This window comes from Kitasatospora sp. NPDC001683, from assembly GCF_053596495.1.
The window spans coordinates 21,134-39,799 of record NZ_JBSFGK010000027.1; the positions used below are offsets into that span (position 1 = coordinate 21,134).

At 71.3% G+C, this 18,666-nt stretch carries 18 protein-coding genes; 13 read left to right on the plus strand and 5 right to left on the minus strand.

Annotation, left to right across the window (positions count from 1 at the left end; translation table 11 throughout):
• The first annotated feature begins 29 nt into the window (after window positions 1–29).
• From ACWCYO_RS16800 to ACWCYO_RS16810, 3 genes are read left to right on the plus strand one after another with little or no spacing between them, the layout of a single operon-like run.
• Window positions 30–1,244 carry a cytochrome P450 gene (locus ACWCYO_RS16800; protein ID WP_270146454.1) on the plus strand — a complete coding sequence of 405 codons (1,215 nt, stop codon included), beginning with the start codon at window positions 30–32 and terminating at the stop codon, window positions 1,242–1,244.
• Between the two features lie 21 nt (window positions 1,245–1,265).
• Entirely contained in the window at window positions 1,266–2,264 is a 999-nt protein-coding gene (locus ACWCYO_RS16805) for an ADP-ribosylglycohydrolase family protein (RefSeq protein WP_449784634.1), read from the plus strand.
• A 35-nt stretch (window positions 2,265–2,299) separates the two neighbouring features.
• On the plus strand, window positions 2,300–3,625 hold the full coding sequence (locus ACWCYO_RS16810; protein ID WP_270146456.1) for a serpin family protein: 1,326 nt from the start codon (window positions 2,300–2,302) through the stop codon (window positions 3,623–3,625).
• A gap of 13 nt (window positions 3,626–3,638) precedes the next feature.
• Here ACWCYO_RS16810 and ACWCYO_RS16815 read toward each other — a convergent pair whose 3' ends face one another.
• Both ACWCYO_RS16815 and ACWCYO_RS16820 read right to left on the minus strand, forming a co-directional pair.
• Window positions 3,639–4,751, minus strand: a complete 1,113-nt coding sequence (locus ACWCYO_RS16815) for an ADP-ribosylglycohydrolase family protein (protein WP_270146457.1) — start codon at window positions 4,749–4,751, stop codon at window positions 3,639–3,641.
• A gap of 48 nt (window positions 4,752–4,799) precedes the next feature.
• Window positions 4,800–6,077: a DUF2786 domain-containing protein gene (locus ACWCYO_RS16820; RefSeq protein ID WP_270146458.1), complete on the minus strand. Its 1,278-nt coding sequence runs from the start codon at window positions 6,075–6,077 to the stop codon at window positions 4,800–4,802.
• Window positions 6,078–6,274: 197 nt separating this feature from the next.
• Between ACWCYO_RS16820 and ACWCYO_RS16825 the strand changes: the two genes are divergently transcribed.
• From ACWCYO_RS16825 to ACWCYO_RS16870, 10 genes are all read left to right on the plus strand, one after another.
• Entirely contained in the window at window positions 6,275–6,814 is a 540-nt protein-coding gene (locus tag ACWCYO_RS16825) for a DUF1707 and DUF4190 domain-containing protein (protein WP_270146459.1), read from the plus strand.
• Window positions 6,815–7,234: 420 nt separating this feature from the next.
• Window positions 7,235–7,606, plus strand: a complete 372-nt coding sequence (gene rpsL / locus ACWCYO_RS16830) for a 30S ribosomal protein S12 (RefSeq protein ID WP_014144289.1) — start codon at window positions 7,235–7,237, stop codon at window positions 7,604–7,606.
• Between the two features lie 2 nt (window positions 7,607–7,608).
• On the plus strand, window positions 7,609–8,079 hold the full coding sequence (gene rpsG / locus ACWCYO_RS16835; RefSeq protein WP_030055803.1) for a 30S ribosomal protein S7: 471 nt from the start codon (window positions 7,609–7,611) through the stop codon (window positions 8,077–8,079).
• A 39-nt stretch (window positions 8,080–8,118) separates the two neighbouring features.
• Complete coding sequence (gene fusA / locus ACWCYO_RS16840) at window positions 8,119–10,224, plus strand: elongation factor G (protein ID WP_270146460.1); 2,106 nt, start codon at window positions 8,119–8,121, stop codon at window positions 10,222–10,224.
• A 220-nt stretch (window positions 10,225–10,444) separates the two neighbouring features.
• Window positions 10,445–11,638, plus strand: coding sequence for an elongation factor Tu (gene tuf, locus ACWCYO_RS16845; protein ID WP_030280743.1), 1,194 nt, complete (start codon window positions 10,445–10,447; stop codon window positions 11,636–11,638).
• A gap of 190 nt (window positions 11,639–11,828) precedes the next feature.
• On the plus strand, window positions 11,829–12,788 hold the full coding sequence (locus ACWCYO_RS16850; RefSeq protein WP_270146461.1) for a glycosyltransferase family 2 protein: 960 nt from the start codon (window positions 11,829–11,831) through the stop codon (window positions 12,786–12,788).
• The gene (locus ACWCYO_RS16855; protein ID WP_270146462.1) at window positions 12,785–13,231 is read left to right on the plus strand and encodes a GtrA family protein; all 447 of its coding nucleotides are present in this window, start codon (window positions 12,785–12,787) and stop codon (window positions 13,229–13,231) included. The genes ACWCYO_RS16850 and ACWCYO_RS16855 overlap by 4 nt, the downstream gene beginning before the upstream one ends.
• A 681-nt stretch (window positions 13,232–13,912) precedes the next feature.
• The gene (locus ACWCYO_RS16860) at window positions 13,913–15,235 is read left to right on the plus strand and encodes a hypothetical protein (protein ID WP_270146463.1); all 1,323 of its coding nucleotides are present in this window, start codon (window positions 13,913–13,915) and stop codon (window positions 15,233–15,235) included.
• A gap of 96 nt (window positions 15,236–15,331) precedes the next feature.
• Window positions 15,332–16,021, plus strand: a complete 690-nt coding sequence (locus ACWCYO_RS16865; protein WP_270146464.1) for a glycosyltransferase family 2 protein — start codon at window positions 15,332–15,334, stop codon at window positions 16,019–16,021.
• A complete protein-coding gene (locus tag ACWCYO_RS16870) occupies window positions 16,018–16,395 on the plus strand; it encodes a DUF2304 domain-containing protein (protein ID WP_270146465.1) in 378 nt (125 codons plus the stop codon). The genes ACWCYO_RS16865 and ACWCYO_RS16870 overlap by 4 nt, the downstream gene beginning before the upstream one ends.
• An 85-nt stretch (window positions 16,396–16,480) precedes the next feature.
• On the opposite strand, the gene ACWCYO_RS16875 is transcribed toward ACWCYO_RS16870, so the two are convergent.
• Genes ACWCYO_RS16875 through ACWCYO_RS16885 form a run of 3 tightly spaced genes read right to left on the minus strand, consistent with a single transcriptional unit; the run spans window position 16,481 to window position 18,462 of the window.
• The gene (locus ACWCYO_RS16875; protein WP_270146466.1) at window positions 16,481–16,915 is read right to left on the minus strand and encodes a GtrA family protein; all 435 of its coding nucleotides are present in this window, start codon (window positions 16,913–16,915) and stop codon (window positions 16,481–16,483) included.
• A gap of 1 nt (window position 16,916) precedes the next feature.
• Window positions 16,917–17,933 (minus strand): decaprenyl-phosphate phosphoribosyltransferase, encoded by a 1,017-nt coding sequence (locus ACWCYO_RS16880; protein ID WP_449784635.1) that lies wholly within the window; start codon window positions 17,931–17,933, stop codon window positions 16,917–16,919.
• Window positions 17,926–18,462 (minus strand): phosphatase PAP2 family protein, encoded by a 537-nt coding sequence (locus ACWCYO_RS16885; RefSeq protein WP_270146468.1) that lies wholly within the window; start codon window positions 18,460–18,462, stop codon window positions 17,926–17,928. The genes ACWCYO_RS16880 and ACWCYO_RS16885 overlap by 8 nt, the downstream gene beginning before the upstream one ends.
• Window positions 18,463–18,666: the final 204 nt, after the last annotated feature.

An 18,666-nucleotide genomic window follows, 5' to 3' on the forward strand; every position in this document is an offset into this window, starting at 1 on the left:
TCCCCCTCACGGCCTGGAGTGATCGAGCGATGACGACGACGGCGAAGTTCGACCCCTGGTCGGCGGCGTTCGTGGCCCACCCGTACGACGCGTACGCCGAACTGCGCGAGCACGCGCCGGTGACGTACTTCGAGCCGACGAACCAGTGGCTGGTCTCGCGCCACGAGGACGTCAGCGCGCTGCTGCGCGACCGGCGCCTCGGCCGCACCTACACCCACCGGTTCAGCCACCAGGACTTCGGCCGCCCCGAGCCCGATCCGGCGCACGAGCCCTTCCACACCCTCAACGACTACGGGCTGCTCGACCTGGAGGCGCCCGACCACACCCGGATCCGCCGCCTGGTCTCCAAGGCCTTCACCCCGCGCATGGTCGAGGGGCTGCGGCCCACCGTCCGGCGCCTCGCGGGCGAACTGGTCGATGGGCTGCTCGCGGCCGGCGGCGGGGACCTGATCGCCGCCGTCGCCGAGCCGCTGCCGGTCGCCGTGATCGCCGAGATGCTCGGCGTCCCGGAGGGCGACCGGCACCTGCTGCGGCCCTGGTCCGCCGACATCACCGGGATGTTCGAGCTCAACCCGAGCGAGGCGACCGCCCGCCGGGCCGTCACGGCGAGCATCGAGTTCTCCGACTACCTGCGCGCCCTGATCCGCGAGCGCCGGGTGAATCCGGGCGCGGACCTGATCAGCGCGCTGATCCAGGCCCAGGAGGGCTCCGACGCGCTCAGCGAGCAGGAGATGGTCTCCACCTGCGTGCTGCTGCTCAACGCCGGCCACGAGGCGACCGTCAACACCACCGGCAACGGCTGGTGGGCGCTGTTCCGCCACCCGGAGGAGCTTGCCCGGCTGCACGGCTCGGTGGACGAGCTGCTGCCCACCGCCGTCGAGGAACTGATGCGCTGGGACACCCCGCTGCAGATGTTCGAGCGCTGGGTGCTGGAGGACATCGAGGTCCGCGGCGTCACCATCCCGCGCGGCGCCGAGATCGCGCTCCTCTTCGGCTCCGCCAACCGCGACCCCGAGCGCTTCGCCGACCCCGACCGGCTCGACCTCGGCCGCACCGACAACCCGCACATCACCTTCGGCGCCGGAATCCACTTCTGCCTCGGCGCACCGCTTGCCAGACTGGAGCTCACCGAGTCCTACGGCACGCTGCTGCGCCGGGCCCCGGGCCTGCGGCTGGTCCGCGAGCCCGAGTGGAACCCGGGCTACGTGATCCGCGGGCTCAAGGAACTGCTGGTCGAGGTCTGACCACGAAGAGGGGGGACTGCCGTGGGCAAGGCGACAGGGGCGCTGCTGGGGCTGGCGATCGGCGACGCGATCGGCCGGGTGACCGAGTTCAAGAGCGTCGAGGAGATCGCCGCCGTCGAGCCAGACTGGCGGCGACTCCCGCTGCCGACGAAGGCGTTGGTCACCGACGACACCCAGATGACGCTCGCCCTCGCCCGCGGCCTGCGCACCGCCCTGGCCCGTGGGCCGCTGACCCCGCTGCGGCTGGAGCGGCCGGTCCGCGAGGAGTTCGTCGACTGGTGGCGCTCCCCGCAGAACAACCGCGCCCCCGGCATGACCTGCCTGCGCGCCTGCGAGCGGCTCAGCCACGAGAAGTACCGCTGGCAGCAGGCCAGCGACGTCGGCTCCAAGGGCTGCGGCGCCAACATGCGGGTCGCCCCGGTCGGACTGATCCGCGAGCTGGACGCCCGGCAGCTCTCCGGCGCCGCCCAGCTGCAGTCCGCGCTCACCCACGGCCACCCGACCGCCCTCGCCGCCAGCGACCTCACCGCGTACGCCGTGCGCAAGCTCGCCGAGGGCGTCCCGCCCGCCGGACTGCCCGCGGTGCTGCGGGCGTACGCGCTGGCGAGCCGCGAGCGCTACGACGAGTTCTGGCTCGGCGACCTCGCCGACCGCTGGTACGGCGCCTCGCCGCAGGCCGTGCTCGCCCGCGGCTGGGACGACTGCCTCAAGGTCCTCGACCAGCTGCAGTCCGCGCTCGCCGCGCCCGACCTGGAGGCCGACCCCTGCCTGGCCACCGGCGAGGGCTGGGTCGCCGAGGAGGCCTTCGGCACCGGCCTGCTCTGCTTCCTGCTGCTGCCGGACGACCCGGTGGCCGCGGTCCGCCGGGCCGCGTACAGCTCCGGCGACTCCGACTCGCTCGCCTGCCTGACCGGCGCCTTCGCCGGCGCCCACCACGGCGAGGCGGCCTGGCCGCAGGAGTGGGTCGAGCGGATCGAGCACCGGGACGAGCTGCTGGAGCTCGGGGCGCTCTGGGACTGAGGGAACCCGAAGGCGGGGTGCCGCGTCGAAGGGCCATGACGAACAGCAGCACCGGAACCCGTCGTCGCACGCCCCGCCGCCCGGCGGCGCTGCTCCTCGCCGCCGCCCTCGCCGCGCCGCTGGTCGCGGGCTGCGGCAGCACCGGGGCCGCGACCGGTACGGAGCTGAAGGCCTCCGCCCCGGCGAGCCGGCCCGCCGTGGACCCGGCCCAGGTGGCCGCCACCGCGCAGGGCACCGACGCCTTCGGGCTGGACCTCCTGCACACCCTCACCGCGACGCCGGACGGCGCCGGGCGCAACACGGTGATCTCGCCCGTCGGGCTGGCCACCGCGCTCGGGATGCTGCTGCCCGGGGCGCGCGGCGCGACCGAACAGGAGCTGGCCAAGGCCCTGCACACCGAGCTCGACCCGAAGCAGTACGCCCTCGCCGTCGGCGCGCTCGACCAGCGGACGAAGAACGGCGACCAGGTCACCCTGCACCAGGCCGACGAGGTCTGGACGCAGCAGGGCTTCCCGGTGGAGTCCGACTACCTGGCGACGCTCGCCGCCGCCTTCGACGCCGGAATGCACACCACCGACTTCAAGAAGGATCCGGAGGGCAGCCGCAAGGCCGTCAACGCGGCCGTGGAGAAGGCCACCGAGGGCCGGATCAAGGACCTCTTCGCCCCGAAGGCGATCAACCCGGACACCCGGCTGGTCCTCACCGACGCCCTCTACCTCAAGGCGAAGTGGGCCTCCGAGTTCAAGCCCGGGCACACCGAGGACCGCCCGTTCCACAAGCTCGACGGCACCACCCCGAACGTCTCCACGATGAGCCAGACCGGCGAGTTCAAGTACGCCGACGGCTCCGGCGGGATCGTCGGCGAGCCCTGGCAGGCCGTCGAACTCCCGTACGCGGACGGCAACTTGGCGATGGACCTGATCGTCCCCGCACAGGGCGGCTTCGCAGCCTTCAGCAAGGGGCTGGACCAGCCCCAGCTGGACCGGATCCTCGGCGCCCTCAGTGCGCAGCCCGTCGACCTGCAGCTGCCGCGCTTCCACTTCGACACGTCCAACGAGCTCACCGCCGCGCTGCGCTCGCTCGGCGTCCACGCGGCCTTCGACAACGCCGACCTCACCGGCATCGCCAAGGAGCCGCCGCTCGCCGTCAGCACGGTGGTGCAGAAGGCCACCGTCCAGGTCGACGAGGAGGGCACGGTCGCGGCGGCCGGCAGCGGCGTCGGGATCGGCTCCGCGGCGGCGCCGGCTCCGCGCCAGGCCGCCCAGCTGCACATCGACCGGCCGTTCCTGTTCCTGATCCGGGACACCTCCACCGGCCGGCCGCTGTTCCTCGGCCAGGTCACCGACCCGCAGGCGAAGTAGCTACCAGGCCGTTTCACCAGGCCGGGTAGCGCCCGCCGAGCGCCGGGTGGGCCGGGTCGCGGCTGCCGAACAGCACCAGCAGGTCGTCCGCGACCGTCAGCAGTTCGGCCCGCCCCTCGACCGCCCGGACCCACTCACCGGGCAGCGCCGAGGCGCCGTACGCGGCCCCGACCAGGTTGCCGCAGACCGCACCGGTGGAGTCGCTGTCCCCGGAGTGGTTCACCGACAGCAGCAGCGCGGTGCGCACCGGCTCGGGGTCGAGGGTGGCCGCCAGCAGCGAGTACACCGCGATGGCCAGGCACTCCTCGGCGACCCAGCCGAGCCCGACCCGCTCCACCGTCTCCGCCACGGGCTCGGCCTCCTGGGCCAGCCGCACCGCCCGGGCCAGCGCCTGGACGGTCTCCTTGGAGCTCGGCAGCTCGCGGATCTGCTCCACCGTCTCGCCGACCGCCGCCCACGGCTCCGTCCCGGCGGCCAGCCGCTCGACCAGCGCCGCGAAGGCGCCCGCCGCGAGGTAGCCGGTCGGGTGCCCGTGGGTGAGCTGGGCGCACTGCACGGCGAGCCCGAAGGACTGCTCGACACCGAGCCGGGCCAGCCCGAACGGCGCCGAGCGCATCACCGTGCCGCAGCCCTTGGAGCCGGGGTTGATCGGCCCCGGCCGCCCGATCGCGGACGGCGCCTCGAACTGCGGGTGCTCGGACACCCCGCTCAGGCAGGCGTTGCCCGGCGCCCGCCGCACGTACAGGAACGGCTGCCCCAGCAGCCAGCCGTCGTACGGGCGGGGCTGCGGCTCGGTGTCCGGCTCGGACTGGTACTGGGTCCGCAGCCAGCGCCGGTAGGCACCGTGCACCGCCTCCGGCACCGAGCCTCCGCCGCCCGTCCAGCCGCGGACGAAGCCGCGGATCAGGCCCTCGGCGGTGAACAGCGTCATCTGGGTGTCGTCGGTGACCTCGGCCGGGCCGTTCCCGGCCGGCAGCGCGGTCACGCCCCGCGGTCCGAACCTGTCCTGGATCTGGTGCAGTTGCTGGAACTCGACCGGCCAGCCCAGTGCGTCGCCGATCGCGCCGCCGAGCAGCGCGCCGCGCACCCGGTCCCGGTATCCCGACTCCGCCGCCGACTCCGTCACGTCGAATCCCCCTTCGTTCGTGGCGGGTCGTTTCTATCAGGCGGGCCGTCAGTCGTGGATCTCGCCCCGCCCGTGCAGCGCGGCGCGGTCGGCCGCGGCCCGCCCGGCGGCCCAGCCCTCGCCGTCGCTGACCCGGACCCGCTGCGAGACCAGCTTGGGGAACAGCCGGCCGACCTCCTCGTCCACCGCCGCCGAGCGGGCGGCCAGCGCGGGCAGCAGCCGCTCGTCCGGCAGCAGCTGCTCCTCGGTGCCGTCCTCGCGCAGGTGGCGGCCGGCCGCGGCGGCGCTGGTGGTCCGCTCGGTGGCGGCGGTCAGCCGCTCGCGGATCCGCGCCGCGTACGCGACCAGGAAGGACTGCCGGAACGCCTTGCTGCGCGACCCCTTGCCGGAGCCCGCCTTGTTGAGCGCGTGGGTGGCCTGCACCAGCAGCGAGGTGTAGAGCAGCTCGACGCCGTCCAGGTCCCCGTCGAAGCCGATCACGGTGCAGAAGCCGAACTCCTTCGCCCACACCACCCGGCACCGGTTCGCCGCCGCGACCGCGTCCAGCAGCATCGTCTTGGGGCCCTCGTACGGGTTGTCCACGCCGATCCGCAGCGCCGCCGGGGTGTCCCGGTCGGCCGCGGCGGCGGCCAGCAGCGCCTCGTCGATGCTGTGCTGGGCCATCAGCTGCTGGGCCTTGGCGGTCAGCGCCTCGGCCTCCTCCGGGTACTCGGTGGACTCGGCCTTGGCCAGCAGCGCCCGGATCCGGGCCAGCATCCGCGGCTCGCCGGCCGCCGGCCCGGTGGAGTGCCGGGTCGGTGCGGACCGGCCGGGCGCCGGGCCGACCGGGGCGATCGGGGGCAGCCGGCCCCAGCTGCGCAGCAGCTCCAGGACGGCGGTGGCGAGGGCGAAGCGGTCCAGCCGGTGCCGCTGGGCGAAGGCCCCGAGGTACTGCTCGTCGGCGGGCCACCAGACCTCGGTCTCGAGCTCGCGCAGCTGCTCCTGCCAGCGCCGGTCCAGGCCCGCGGCGGGGTGGCGGCGGCCCTCGGCGGCGATCAGGTCCACCGCGAGCGCCAGGTGGACGGGCTTCAGCCCGCGCCGCACCACCCGCACCAGGTCCGCCGGGCGCCACCCGGCCGACCAGCAGCGGCCGACCGCGGTGTCCGCGTACCCCAGCAGCGCCCGGCTGACCGCCGGCCACTGCCCGACCGAGGCGGCCAGCAGCGAGGCCCCGGTGTCCAGCGCGAGGTCCAGCCCCTCCTCGGGGGCGGTGAGCACCGACCGCACCGCCTGCTCCAGCAGCGGTCCGGCGTTCCCGTCGCCCTGCTGCTGCGCGCGCTTGCCCACGGTGTGTCCCTGCTCTCCTCGACGGCCCGGTCCCTCCGGCCCATGATGCCGGAGGGACCGAGGAGGCGATCCCCACCGCTCGACGGCCCGGGCCGGGCGGTCGGTGGTCCGATCCGGCAACTACTCGGTCCCCTTGTTCGTCCTGCACTATGAGCAGCAGTGAGCGCGCGGGGTGCCGCGCTGCCGGGAGGTGGCGGATGTCCGTTCAACCGTGGGGCGAGCCCGGTCCCGCCCATCGGCCTGCGGCGGCCGGCTGGCAGCCCGTGCCGTCACCGCAGGCGGCGATGCGGGCGAGCCACGCGGACCGCGACCGGGCGGTGGACGTGCTGAAGGCTGGGTTCGCCGAGGGGCGGCTGTCCGCTCAGGAGTACGAGCAGCGCCACGAGGCGGCGTCCCGGGCGCTGACCTACGGCGAGCTGGCCGCGCTGGTGGCCGACCTGCCGGCCGGGCCGATGGCTGCGCCGCTGCAGGCCGCGCAGCCGGTCCCGGCGACCTTCCTGGTGCCGCCCCCGCCGAAGCCCCGGCCCACCAGCGTGCTGGCGGTGGTCTCCATGGTGTGCGGACTGACCGGCTTCCTGGCGCTGCCGGTGGTGCCCGCGGTGATCACCGGCCACATCGCCCGGTCCCAGATCCGCGAGCGCGACATGGACGGCGACTGGGCGGCCGTCCTCGGCCTGGTCCTCGGCTACCTGGGCGCCGCGTTCTGGACCTTGATCATCCTGCTCGGCGCCCTGTAGCGCCCCGCCACCCCGCCCGGCGCTCCGGGTGGCGGGTGCCCGCCGACTGTGGTAGAGCGGGTGGAGGGCGGCCCGACACCGGCCGGTCGCGTACGGGACACCGGGGCGACATCCGGTCGAAGGTCGCGACCTGCGGCGTTGCATTTGTTTTGACCGCGCCCCATGCGCTAGGTACGCTCTGACCTTGTGCCTGGGGTGTCCCCGGGTCCTTGTGCGTGCATGCACACCGGTCGCCGCGCCGAGCCGGAGCGCCCTCCAGCGCACCGCGCGTAGAGCGCCGTCGCTGTACATCAGCTCATGGGATTCCGTGTCGGAATAGCCCAACACACCCGACCGCGTGGGTCGACCACGGGGTCGTGTGCGAGGGAGACACCGCAGGTTAGTTCCACCAAGCCTTGGCACACAGAAAACGGAGAAACGGTGCCTACGATCCAGCAGCTGGTCCGAAAGGGCCGGCAGGACAAGGTCGAGAAGAACAAGACTCCCGCGCTGAAGGGCTCCCCGCAGCGCCGTGGGGTCTGCACGCGTGTGTACACGACCACCCCGAAGAAGCCGAACTCGGCTCTCCGCAAGGTCGCCCGTGTGCGCCTCACCAGCGGGATCGAGGTCACCGCTTACATCCCGGGCGAGGGCCACAACCTGCAGGAGCACTCCATCGTGCTGGTTCGCGGTGGTCGTGTGAAGGACCTTCCTGGTGTCCGCTACAAGATCATCCGCGGTTCGCTCGACACCCAGGGTGTCAAGAACCGCAAGCAGGCCCGCAGCCGCTACGGCGCCAAGAAGGAGAAGTAAGAATGCCTCGTAAGGGCCCCGCCCCGAAGCGCCCGGTCATCATCGACCCGGTCTACGGCTCCCCGGTCGTCACCCAGCTGGTCAACAAGATCCTGCTGCACGGCAAGCGCTCCACCGCCGAGCGGATCGTGTACGGCGCCCTCGAGGGCGTCCGCGAGAAGACCGGCTCGGACCCGGTCGTCACGCTGAAGCGCGCGCTGGAGAACGTCAAGCCGGCCCTCGAGGTCAAGTCCCGCCGTGTCGGTGGCGCGACCTACCAGGTTCCGGTCGAGGTCCGTCCGGGCCGTGCCAGCACCCTGGCGCTGCGCTGGATGGTCGGTTACTCCCGCGCCCGTCGCGAGAAGACCATGACCGAGCGCCTGATGAACGAGATCCTCGACGCCAGCAACGGCCTGGGCGCTTCCGTGAAGCGTCGCGAGGACACCCACAAGATGGCCGAGTCCAACAAGGCCTTCGCGCACTACCGCTGGTAGTCCGTACCCCGTCACTAGACAGAGAGAGAACGAGCCACCATGGCTGCAACCTCCCTTGACCTCGCCAAGGTCCGCAACATCGGGATCATGGCGCACATCGACGCGGGCAAGACCACCACCACCGAGCGGATCCTGTTCTACACCGGTGTCTCGTACAAGATCGGTGAGGTCCACGATGGCGCTGCCACCATGGACTGGATGGAGCAGGAGCAGGAGCGCGGCATCACGATCACGTCGGCCGCGACGACCTGTCACTGGACGGTCGACGGCGTCGACAACACCATCAACATCATCGACACCCCGGGTCACGTCGACTTCACCGTCGAGGTGGAGCGTTCGCTGCGCGTCCTCGACGGTGCCGTGACGGTGTTCGACGGTGTCGCCGGTGTCGAGCCCCAGTCCGAGACCGTGTGGCGGCAGGCTGACCGCTACGGCGTCCCGCGCATCTGCTTCATCAACAAGCTGGACCGCACGGGCGCGAACTTCTTCTTCTGCGTCGACACCATCGTGGAGCGCCTCGGCGCCACCCCGCTGGTGATGCAGCTGCCGATCGGTGCCGAGGCGGACTTCAAGGGCGTTGTCGACCTTGTCCGCATGAAGGCTCTGGTCTGGTCCGCCGAGGCCGCCAAGGGCGAGATGTACGACGTCGTCGACATCCCGGCCGACCTCCAGGAGCAGGCCGCGGAGTACCGCGAGCAGCTGATCGACACCGTCTCGAACGTCAGCGACGAGATCATGGAGCTCGCCCTCGAGGGCGAGGAGATCCCGGTCGAGCTGCTGCAGGACGCGATCCGCAAGGGCACCCTGAACTCGGACTTCACCCCGATCTTCTGCGGTACCGCCTTCAAGAACAAGGGCGTTCAGCCCCTGCTCGACGCGGTCGTCAAGTACCTGCCGTCGCCGCTGGACATCACGTCCATCGAGGGCACCAAGCCCAACGACCCGGACACCAAGATCTCCCGCAAGGCCTCGGACGACGAGCCGCTGGCCGCGCTGGCGTTCAAGATCATGTCCGACCCGCACCTGGGCAAGCTCACCTTCGTCCGGATCTACTCCGGTCGCCTGGAGTCCGGCACCTCCGTGCTGAACGCCGTGAAGGGCAAGAAGGAGCGCATCGGCAAGATCTACCGCATGCACGCGAACAAGCGTGAGGAGATCGAGTCGGTGGGCGCCGGCGACATCGTCGCCGTCATGGGCCTGAAGCAGACCACCACCGGTGAGACGCTGGCCGACGAGAAGAGCCCGGTCATCCTGGAGTCCATGGACTTCCCGGCCCCGGTCATCCGCGTCGCCATCGAGCCCAAGTCCAAGGGTGACCAGGAGAAGCTGGGTGTCGCCATCCAGCGTCTCGCCGAGGAGGACCCGTCCTTCCAGGTCAACACGGACGAGGAGACCGGCCAGACCATCATCGCGGGCATGGGCGAGCTGCACCTCGAGGTGCTGGTCGACCGCATGCGTCGTGAGTTCAAGGTCGAGGCCAACGTCGGCAAGCCGCAGGTCGCGTACCGCGAGACGATCCGTCAGGCCGTCGAGCGCATCGACTACACCCACAAGAAGCAGACCGGTGGTTCCGGTCAGTTCGCCAAGGTGCAGATCGCGATCGAGCCGCTCGAGCAGGCCGAGGGCTACGAGTTCGTCAACCTGGTCACCGGTGGCCGCGTGCCGCGGGAGTACATCCCGTCGGTCGACGCCGGTTGCCAGGAGGCCATGGAGTTCGGTGTTCTCGCCGGCTACCCGCTGCAGGGTGTCCGCGTGAAGCTGCTCGACGGCCAGTCGCACGACGTCGACTCCTCCGAGCTCGCGTTCAAGATCGCCGGTTCGATGGCCTTCAAGGAAGGCGCGAAGAAGGCCAAGCCGGTCCTTCTCGAGCCGATGATGGCCGTCGAGGTCACCACGCCCGAGGACTACATGGGCGATGTGATCGGCGACATCAACTCTCGCCGTGGCCAGATCCGGTCCATGGACGAGCGTCACGGTGCCCGCGTCGTCACGGCGCTGGTGCCCCTCTCCGAGATGTTCGGCTACGTCGGTGACCTGCGCAGCAAGACCTCTGGTCGCGCGAGCTACTCGATGCAGTTCGACTCGTACGCCGAGGTCCCCAAGGCCGTGGCTGAGGAGATCATCGCCAAGTCCAAGGGCGAGTGAGGTCCGGCTCTGCCGGCATCAGAATCAGTCCGACATTCGGGATGATTCACACCCCTTAGGCTGTTTAGGAGGCGACCCGGGAGGATCCGGACGGATCCTCCCGGGGCCTCCGGCCCCCACCCGCGGGACGGTGCGAGGTGCTTCCGGCACCCGGGCCGGTCCCGATCAAAGACCAACTGACGTCAGCACGGCGTACAGGAACTGTCCTCAGGAGGACTCAGTGGCCAAGGCGAAGTTCGAGCGGACGAAGCCCCACGTCAACATCGGCACCATCGGTCACATCGACCACGGCAAGACCACGCTGACCGCGGCCATCACCAAGGTGCTGCACGACGCGTACCCGGAGATCAACCCCTTCACGCCGTTCGACCAGATCGACAAGGCCCCGGAGGAGCGTCAGCGCGGTATCACCATCTCGATCGCGCACGTCGAGTACCAGACCGAGGCGCGTCACTACGCCCACGTCGACTGCCCGGGTCACGCTGACTACATCAAGAACATGATCACCGGTGCCGCCCAGATGGACGGCGCCATCCTGGTGGTCGCCGCCACCGACGGCCCGATGCCGCAGACCAAGGAGCACGTCCTCCTGGCCCGCCAGGTCGGCGTCCCCTACATCGTCGTCGCCCTGAACAAGGCCGACATGGTGGACGACGAGGAGATCCTGGAGCTCGTCGAGCTCGAGGTCCGTGAGCTCCTCTCCGAGTACGAGTTCCCGGGCGACGACCTGCCGGTCGTCCGCGTCTCCGCCCTGAAGGCCCTCGAGGGCGACAAGGAGTGGGGCGAGAAGCTCCTCGGCCTCATGCACGCGGTCGACGAGAACATCCCCACCCCGGCCCGCGCCGTGGACCAGCCGTTCCTGATGCCGATCGAGGACGTCTTCACGATCACCGGTCGTGGCACCGTCGTCACCGGTCGCATCGAGCGCGGCATCCTCAAGGTCAACGAGACCGTCGACATCATCGGCATCAAGACCGAGAAGACCACCACCACGGTCACCGGCATCGAGATGTTCCGCAAGCTGCTCGACGAGGGCCAGGCCGGTGAGAACGTCGGTCTGCTGCTCCGTGGCATCAAGCGCGAGGACGTCGAGCGCGGCCAGGTCATCATCAAGCCGGGTTCGGTTACCCCGCACACCGACTTCGAGGCCCAGGCCTACATCCTGTCGAAGGACGAGGGTGGCCGCCACACCCCGTTCTTCAACAACTACCGCCCGCAGTTCTACTTCCGTACCACGGACGTGACCGGCGTCGTGACCCTCCCCGAGGGCACCGAGATGGTCATGCCGGGCGACAACACCGCCATGACCGTCGCGCTGATCCAGCCGGTCGCCATGGAGGAGGGCCTGAAGTTCGCCATCCGTGAGGGTGGCCGCACCGTCGGCGCCGGCCAGGTCACCAAGATCGTCAAGTAATTGACGCTCTGACCTGCCTGCCTCGTACAGGCCAGTCCGAAGGGCCCCACGCACCCCGCGGTGCGTGGGGCCCTTCGGCGTCCAGCCCGGCGCTCATCCGGGCGTACTTCCTCTCACGGACAGCTCATGGCCGACTGTTATGGTCGGCTCACCATCCAGCCCCCGCCGTCGCGGAAAGTGGGACCAACGCATGTCTACGGCACCGCTGTTGTCGGTCGTGATGCCGATCTACAACGAGCAGGAGGCGCTCCCGCTGACCGTCGAGCGGCTGCGTCCGATCCTGGACGGGCTGGGCGTCGACTACGAGGTCGTCGGGGTCGACGACGGCAGCCGGGACGCCACGCCCGTGCTCATGCAGAAGATCCGGCAGGACTGGCCGCAGTTCCGCATCGTCCGCTTCGCCCGCAACTCCGGGCACCAGGCCGCGCTCACCGCGGGCATCCACCGGGCGCTCGGCGACTACGTGGTGAGCATCGACGCCGACCTGCAGGACCCGCCGGAGAAGATCCCGGAGATGCTCGACCTGGCCCGCGAGCAGAGCCTCGACGTGGTCTACGGCGTGCGCGGGGACCGCGGCACCGACACCGCCTTCAAGCGCCGGTCGGCCGGCGCCTACTACTGGCTGATGCGCAAGCTGGTCGGCAAGCGGATGCCCAACCAGGCCGGCGACTTCCGGCTGCTCAGCCGCAACGCCGTGGACGCCCTCAAGCAGCTGCCCGAGCACCAGCCGGTCTACCGGCTGCTGGTGCCGTGGCTCGGCTTCCCCAGCGGCGAGGTGGTGTACGTCCGCGAGGAGCGGGTGGCCGGCGGCACCCACTATCCGCTGTCCAAGATGGTGCGGCTCGCGCTGGACAGCATCACCAACTTCTCCGCAGCCCCGCTGCGGCTGGCCACCTACCTGGGCCTGGTCAGCTTCGTGGTCTGCATCGGGCTCGCGATCCACGCCACCGTCGCGTACGCGCTCGGATCGACGGTGCCCGGCTGGTCCTCGCTGTTCATCGGGATGCTGTTCCTCGGCGGCGTGCAGCTGATCTGCGTCGGGCTGCTGGGGGAGTACGTCGGCCGGATCTACTCGGCGGTGCAGGCGCGCCCGACCTACTTCGTCGGCTACGACTCGGCCGAGGACGACGAGCGGGGCCGGGGCCGGTGACGCTGACCGGGGAACCCGCCGGTCCCACCCCGGGGGCCCGCCGCCAGCTGCCGTCCTTCCTGGTCATCGGCGTCCTCAGCACCGTCTTCTACCTGGGCCTGTTCGTCGTCGCGCGGTGGTTCACCGACCCGCAGGCGGCGAACCTGATCGCGCTGGCGGTCAGCGCGGTGGCCAACACGGCGGCCAACCGCCGCTTCACCTTCGGGGTGGTCGGCTCGCAGGGCATGGTCCGCCACCAGCTGCAGGGCGCGGTGGCCTTCCTGATCGGGCTCGGCCTCAGCTCGGGGGTGCTCGCCCTGCTGGACCGGGTGGTGCCGCACGCCTCCCGGCCGGTGGAGGTCGGCGGGCTGGTCGTCGCCAACGGGCTGGCCACGGTCGCCCGGTTCGTCCTGCTGAAGGTCTGGGTCTTCCGCGGCGGCTCCGCCGGACCGTCCGGCTCCTGAGCCTCCGCCCGCCCGCCGGTCCGACACCTCCCCGGTCCGACCGTTCCGCGCCCGGCCCAGGCGCACCCCCGGGCCGCTTCGGGCGGTCGCGACCTCGGTATGCTGGGCCCCCGTAGCCTGCCCGCAGACCCGGACCCGATGGGGGAGACGGGCGGCAGGCACCGAACCGGAGGGGCGCGGCCCGGTGCCGACCGTACACAGCTCGCCCGACGCGGGGCCCGGCGCCCGACCGCGCCGCCGCGGCCGCTGCCCGGGCCGCCCGCCGGTCCGCGCGGAACCGGCGCGGCGAGTGCGCTCGTCTCCGACGACGACGACCAGTGGTCCGCCGGCCGGTTCCGGGCCGTCGACGTGCTCCCGGCCCCGCATCCGCCGATGACCGTCCCGACCGCGGGCCGCGCGGTGAGCGGAGGACCGAGCCGGACCCGGCGGAGCAGGGGGTGAAGCTCACCGTGTCGAGTGACTTGCGGACGCTCCGGAGCCGCACCTTCCCGGGGCTCGACAAGGGGCCTGACATGGGGCCTGACATGCGGTCCGAGGTGGGGCCGGGCAAGGCGTCCGGCGGGGGCGCGGGCGCACTGGGCATTCACGGCCACCCGCTACTATTCACAGCAATCGCACGGCCTGGCCGGCCTCGTGCGGAAACGTATGGTAAGGCCGGCCGGTGAATTCGGTGGTCATGTGATGAAGAACCCGATCGCCAAGCTACTGGGGGTGCTTCCCCCGGGGGCGCGGCTCGTGGTCGGTGGCACGGTCGTGCTCGGAGCCTCGGCGTACGTCTACATGGCGCTCGTGGGCTACAGCCTGAGCACCGTCGGCGCGGCCAGGGTGACGATGCTCTGGACCATCGTGATGTCCGTGGGGTGGGGACTCTTCCAGCCCGTCGAGCTCGAACTGACCCGGCTGGTGGCCGCCCGCAAGGTCGCCGGGCACGGGGCGCTGCCCGCCGTGCGGCGGATGCTGCTGCTCGCCATGGCGATCCTGGTCGCGGTCTGCGCGGTGCTGGCGGTCGCCGCCCGCCCGATCGCCGACCAGCTGTTCAGCGGCGACCGGACCCTGGTGGTCGCGCTGGCCGGCGGCCTGGCGGGCCTCGCGGTGAGCTCGGTCGCCCGCGGCGCGCTGGCCGGCCTCGGGCTGTTCGGCCCGTACGGCACCCAGCTGGCGGTCGACGGCGGGCTGCGGATAGGGCTGGCCGCGCTGGCGGCGGTGGTCGGTCTGCACTCGGCACTGGCCTTCGGCCTGATCCTGTTCGTCTCCCCGCTGGCCGCCTCGCTGATCGGCCTGCGCGACACCCTGGCCGACCGCACCCCGGGGCCGGAGGTGTCCTGGAAGCAGCTGACCAGCGGCCTCGGCCTGCTGATCGCCTCGGTGATGCTCAGCCAGCTGGTGGTCAACGCGACCGTGGTCTGCGTGCGCCTGCTGTCGCCGAAGCACTCCGAGGCCTCCGACGCGCTGGTCTTCGCGATCGGCCAGGCGGTGGTGATGGCCCGGGCGCCGCTGTTCGCCTACAGCGCCCTGCAGGCCTCGATGGTCTCCGCGCTCTCCGGCGCCGCCGCGGCCGGGGACCACGCCGAGTTCCGCAAGGTGCTGACCCGCACCACCGCGATCGTCGCCGCGATGTGCATCGGCGGCGGCCTGCCGGTGATCGTGCTCGGCTCCAAGCTCAACCCGCTGCTCTTCAACGCCAAGGACGTGCTCGGACCGCTGGACTTCACCTGGCTGGTGTTCGGGACGCTCTGCTACGTCCTCGCGACGGTCTTCGGCCAGGCGCTGATGTCGAGCGCGCAGCACCGGCGTCAGCTGGTGGGGTGGACCGCCGGTTCCGTAGCATTGGTGGCTGTCGCGCTCGCTCCGGGTGCCGTCGGCCTCCGCGCGGAGTTCGCGTACCTGGCGGGCTCACTGGTCAGTGCCGCACTGATGCTGTGGTCGCTGTACCGCGCGTTCCCCTCCCGTCCCGCGGCGGCGCCCGCCGACCGGACCGCGGCCGAGCCGCTGCGGACCTCCTGAGGCGGGGGACCGGACCGTGATCGGCCGTCGCCCATGACCATCACCGACAGACCCGAGGCACGCGGAGCCGTGCCGTTCGCCAAGCATGGAGCCCCTGTGTCCGAGTATGACAACGTCTGGCTGGTGATCCCGGCCTACAACGAAGGCCAGGTGATCGCCGAGGTCGTGGAGGGCGCGCGCAAGACCTTCCCGAACATCGTGGTGATCGACGACGGCTGCACCGACGACACGGCCGAGCACGTCATGACGACCGGCGCGCACCTGGTGCGCCACCCGGTCAACCTCGGGCAGGGGGCCGCGCTCCAGACCGGTCTGAAGTACGCGCTGGCCCAGGAGGGCGCCGAGTACTTCGCGACCTTCGACGCGGACGGTCAGCACCAGACCGCGGACGTCGAGAAGATGGTGGCGCTGCTGCGCGAGGGCGAGGCCGACATCGTGCTCGGCTCCCGCTTCATCGAGCAGACCGGCCAGGTGCCGTGGATCAAGCGGGTGGTGCTCCGCACCGCCGCCGCGGTCAGCCCGACGGCCCGCAAGCTCAAGCTCACCGACGCGCACAACGGTCTGCGGGTGATGAACCGCGAGGCCGCCAGCCGGATCAAGATCACCATGAACGGCATGGCGCACGCTTCGGAGATCGTTTCCTTCCTCGCCGGCTCGGACCTGCGGGTCGCCGAACTCCCGGTGGACATCCTGTACACCGACTACTCGCGCGCCAAGGGCCAGTCCCTGATCAACGGCGTGAACATCCTCTTCGACATCTCGCTGCGGGAGCGTAACCGCCGATGAATCACCTCTGGATCCAGCTGATCCTGGTCGCGGCCGCGGTGGCCATGGCCCTCCTGTTCGTCCGGCGCTGGGACGCCGCGAACACCCGGGCGTGGAAGCGCATCGCCTTCGCGCTGTTCGTGATCGCCAACGTCGTCGCCATCCTGTGGCCGAGCGGCGTGACCAAGCTCGCCACCGCGCTCGGCGTCGGCCGCGGCACCGACCTGGTGCTCTACCTGATGGTGATCGCGATGGGCTTCCTCACCCTCAACACCTACCTGCGCTTCCGCTCGCTGGAGAAGAAGATCACCGACCTGGCCCGCACCGTGGCCATCACCGAGGGCATCCGCCACAACAACGACCGCCTCGACGCCCCGGTCAGCTCCGACCGCTGACCGGGCGACTCCCGCACGGCGAGGGAACGAGTACGAGGAAGGGCCGCACCCACCGGGTGCGGCCCTTACTCGTCGGTCGGGTGGCTCAGGCGCGGGCCTCGCGGAACACCAGCGTCCTGGTGCCCCAGAACCGCAGGGCGGTCGCGAGGGCCATGCCGATCACGCTGCTGGAGACCAGGTCCGCGGTCGGGCTGGTCAGGCCGAGCAGGTAGTGCGAGAAGCCGAGGCAGCCGAGCTGGACCAGCGCACCCACCAGGTTGACCGCGAGGAACAGCGCGGTCTCCCGGCCGGTCTCGCCGGTCGGTCCGCCGGCCCGGCGCTCCCGGAACGTCCAGTACTTGTTCCCGACGAAGGCGACCACGGTCGAGGCGCCCAGCGAGATCACCTTGGCGAGGACCGGGCCGAGCGAGTCGCGCAGCAGGACGAACAGGACGACGTCGGTGGCGTAGCCGAGCCCACCGATGACCCCGAACTTCAGCAGCTCCGGCAGTGCGGAACGGAGCTGTTCACGGCTCGCCATCTCAGACGGCACCCAGGACGGAGAAACCGTACAGGCAGGCCCAGATCGCACCGAGCAGCAGCAGCGGGCGGTCCTTCAGCACCACGTTCTCCGGGGCCTCGGCGGCGCCGCGGTCGGCGAAGACCGCGTACCGCAGGATGGCGAAGACGAAGGGGAGGACGGTGATCTGGCGCAGCGCGGTGTCCGCGCCGGTGCTGTGGTCCGAGGACCAGAGGCAGTAGCTGAGCACGGTGACGGCGGCGGAGGCCTGCCAGACGAAGCGGAGGTAGCTGTCGCTGTACTCGCCGAGCAGCTTGCGCGAGCTGGCGGCCTTGTCGCCCATGCTGACCAGCTCGGAGTAGCGCTTCGCCCCGACCATGAAGAGCGCGGCGAACCCGGTGGTGATGAGGAACCACTGGGACAGCTGGATCTGGGCGGCGAGACCGCCGATCATCGCGCGGATCAGGAAGCCGGAGGTGACGAAGGCGAGGTCGACCACCAGGACGTGCTTGAGGCCGGTGCAGTACAGGAACTGCATCACCAGGTAGCAGCCCAGCGCGATCGCGGTCGGGGTGTTGCAGAGCAGCAGGGCGCCGGTGATGGCGCCGCCGGCGAGCAGGGCCGCGCACAGGTAGGCGACCGGCAGCGGCACCACGCCGGAGGCGATCGGGCGGTGGCGCTTCGTCGGATGGGCGCGGTCCGCCTCGACGTCCATGGCGTCGTTGAGGAAGTAGATCGCGGACGCCGCTGCGCAGAAGAGCACGAAGACGATGCCGACCTGACGGAGCACCGCGGTATGGGTGAGCATCCCGGCCGCGCCGGGGGCGGCGAGGACGAGCACGTTCTTGACCCACTGGCGGGGCCGGGCGTTGCGGATCAGGCCGCCGGGCAGCGCCTTGAGCCGGAACGGGCGGACGGCTGACGCGGTGTCGACCTCGACCGCGGCGCGGACCTCGGTCGCGGCGGTTATCTCGGGAGCGGTCGCGGTCGCGGTCGCGGTCGCGGTCGCGGTTCCGGACTCCAGGGTCGCCTCAGCCATCGGCCCGCTGACCCTTGGTGATCCAGGAGCGGCCGGCCGCGGCGACGGCGGCGCCGAGCGCGGCGCCCCCGACCACGTCGGACATGTAGTGGACACCGACGACCAGGCGGGAGAAGCACACCGCGCCGGCGACCGGGGCGATGGTCGCGGCCGGCAGCAGCGGCGCGAAGGCGACGACCGCGGCCGCGGAGGAGGTGGCGTGCGAGCTCGGGAAGCTGTGCTTCCCGGCGGTCTTCACGAGCGGCTCCATGCCCGGGCCGTTCGGGCGGGGGCGGCGGACGACGCGCTTGATGGCCATGCTGGCGACGTGGGCGCCGGCGACGGCGGCGGTGGCCCGGAGCCAGTTGCCGCGGCGGTCGGAGTCGACGATCGCACCGGCGACACCGAGCGCGAGCCAGCCTGCGGCGTGCTCGCCGGTCCAGGACAGGGCCTTGCTGACGTCAACCGAACGCTTGTCGCCGAACCGCTCGCGGACCGATCGGTGGACCTGGTCGTCCACTCGTTGCAACGCCCGGAGAATCTGGGCCATTCTGGTTGTCCTCTGACGAAGAAGCGGGGAAGCGCGCCTTCTGAAGCGGGGGACCGGACGTCACCTCGGTACCACAGAACCCTGGATAGCCCTGGGTGCCCCCCGGCGACACGCGTGCACGGCAAGGATACAGACCGGCTCGAACGGCCTTCGAGCACCCCCGCCCACCTCTTATGCCGGGCCCTGTGTAAGCGGACGAGCAGT

Coding starts and splice junctions, on each gene's coding strand:
- ACWCYO_RS16800 (WP_270146454.1), top strand. CDS start 30: ATGACGACGACGGCGAAGTTCGACCCCTGGTCGGCGGCGTTCGTGGCC.
- ACWCYO_RS16810 (WP_270146456.1), top strand. CDS start 2,300: ATGACGAACAGCAGCACCGGAACCCGTCGTCGCACGCCCCGCCGCCCG.
- ACWCYO_RS16825 (WP_270146459.1), top strand. CDS start 6,275: ATGTCCGTTCAACCGTGGGGCGAGCCCGGTCCCGCCCATCGGCCTGCG.
- rpsG (WP_030055803.1), top strand. CDS start 7,609: ATGCCTCGTAAGGGCCCCGCCCCGAAGCGCCCGGTCATCATCGACCCG.
- fusA (WP_270146460.1), top strand. CDS start 8,119: ATGGCTGCAACCTCCCTTGACCTCGCCAAGGTCCGCAACATCGGGATC.
- ACWCYO_RS16850 (WP_270146461.1), top strand. CDS start 11,829: ATGTCTACGGCACCGCTGTTGTCGGTCGTGATGCCGATCTACAACGAG.
- ACWCYO_RS16860 (WP_270146463.1), top strand. CDS start 13,913: ATGAAGAACCCGATCGCCAAGCTACTGGGGGTGCTTCCCCCGGGGGCG.
- ACWCYO_RS16870 (WP_270146465.1), top strand. CDS start 16,018: ATGAATCACCTCTGGATCCAGCTGATCCTGGTCGCGGCCGCGGTGGCC.
- ACWCYO_RS16875 (WP_270146466.1), bottom strand. CDS start 16,915: ATGGCGAGCCGTGAACAGCTCCGTTCCGCACTGCCGGAGCTGCTGAAG.
- ACWCYO_RS16880 (WP_449784635.1), bottom strand. CDS start 17,933: ATGGCTGAGGCGACCCTGGAGTCCGGAACCGCGACCGCGACCGCGACC.
- ACWCYO_RS16885 (WP_270146468.1), bottom strand. CDS start 18,462: ATGGCCCAGATTCTCCGGGCGTTGCAACGAGTGGACGACCAGGTCCAC.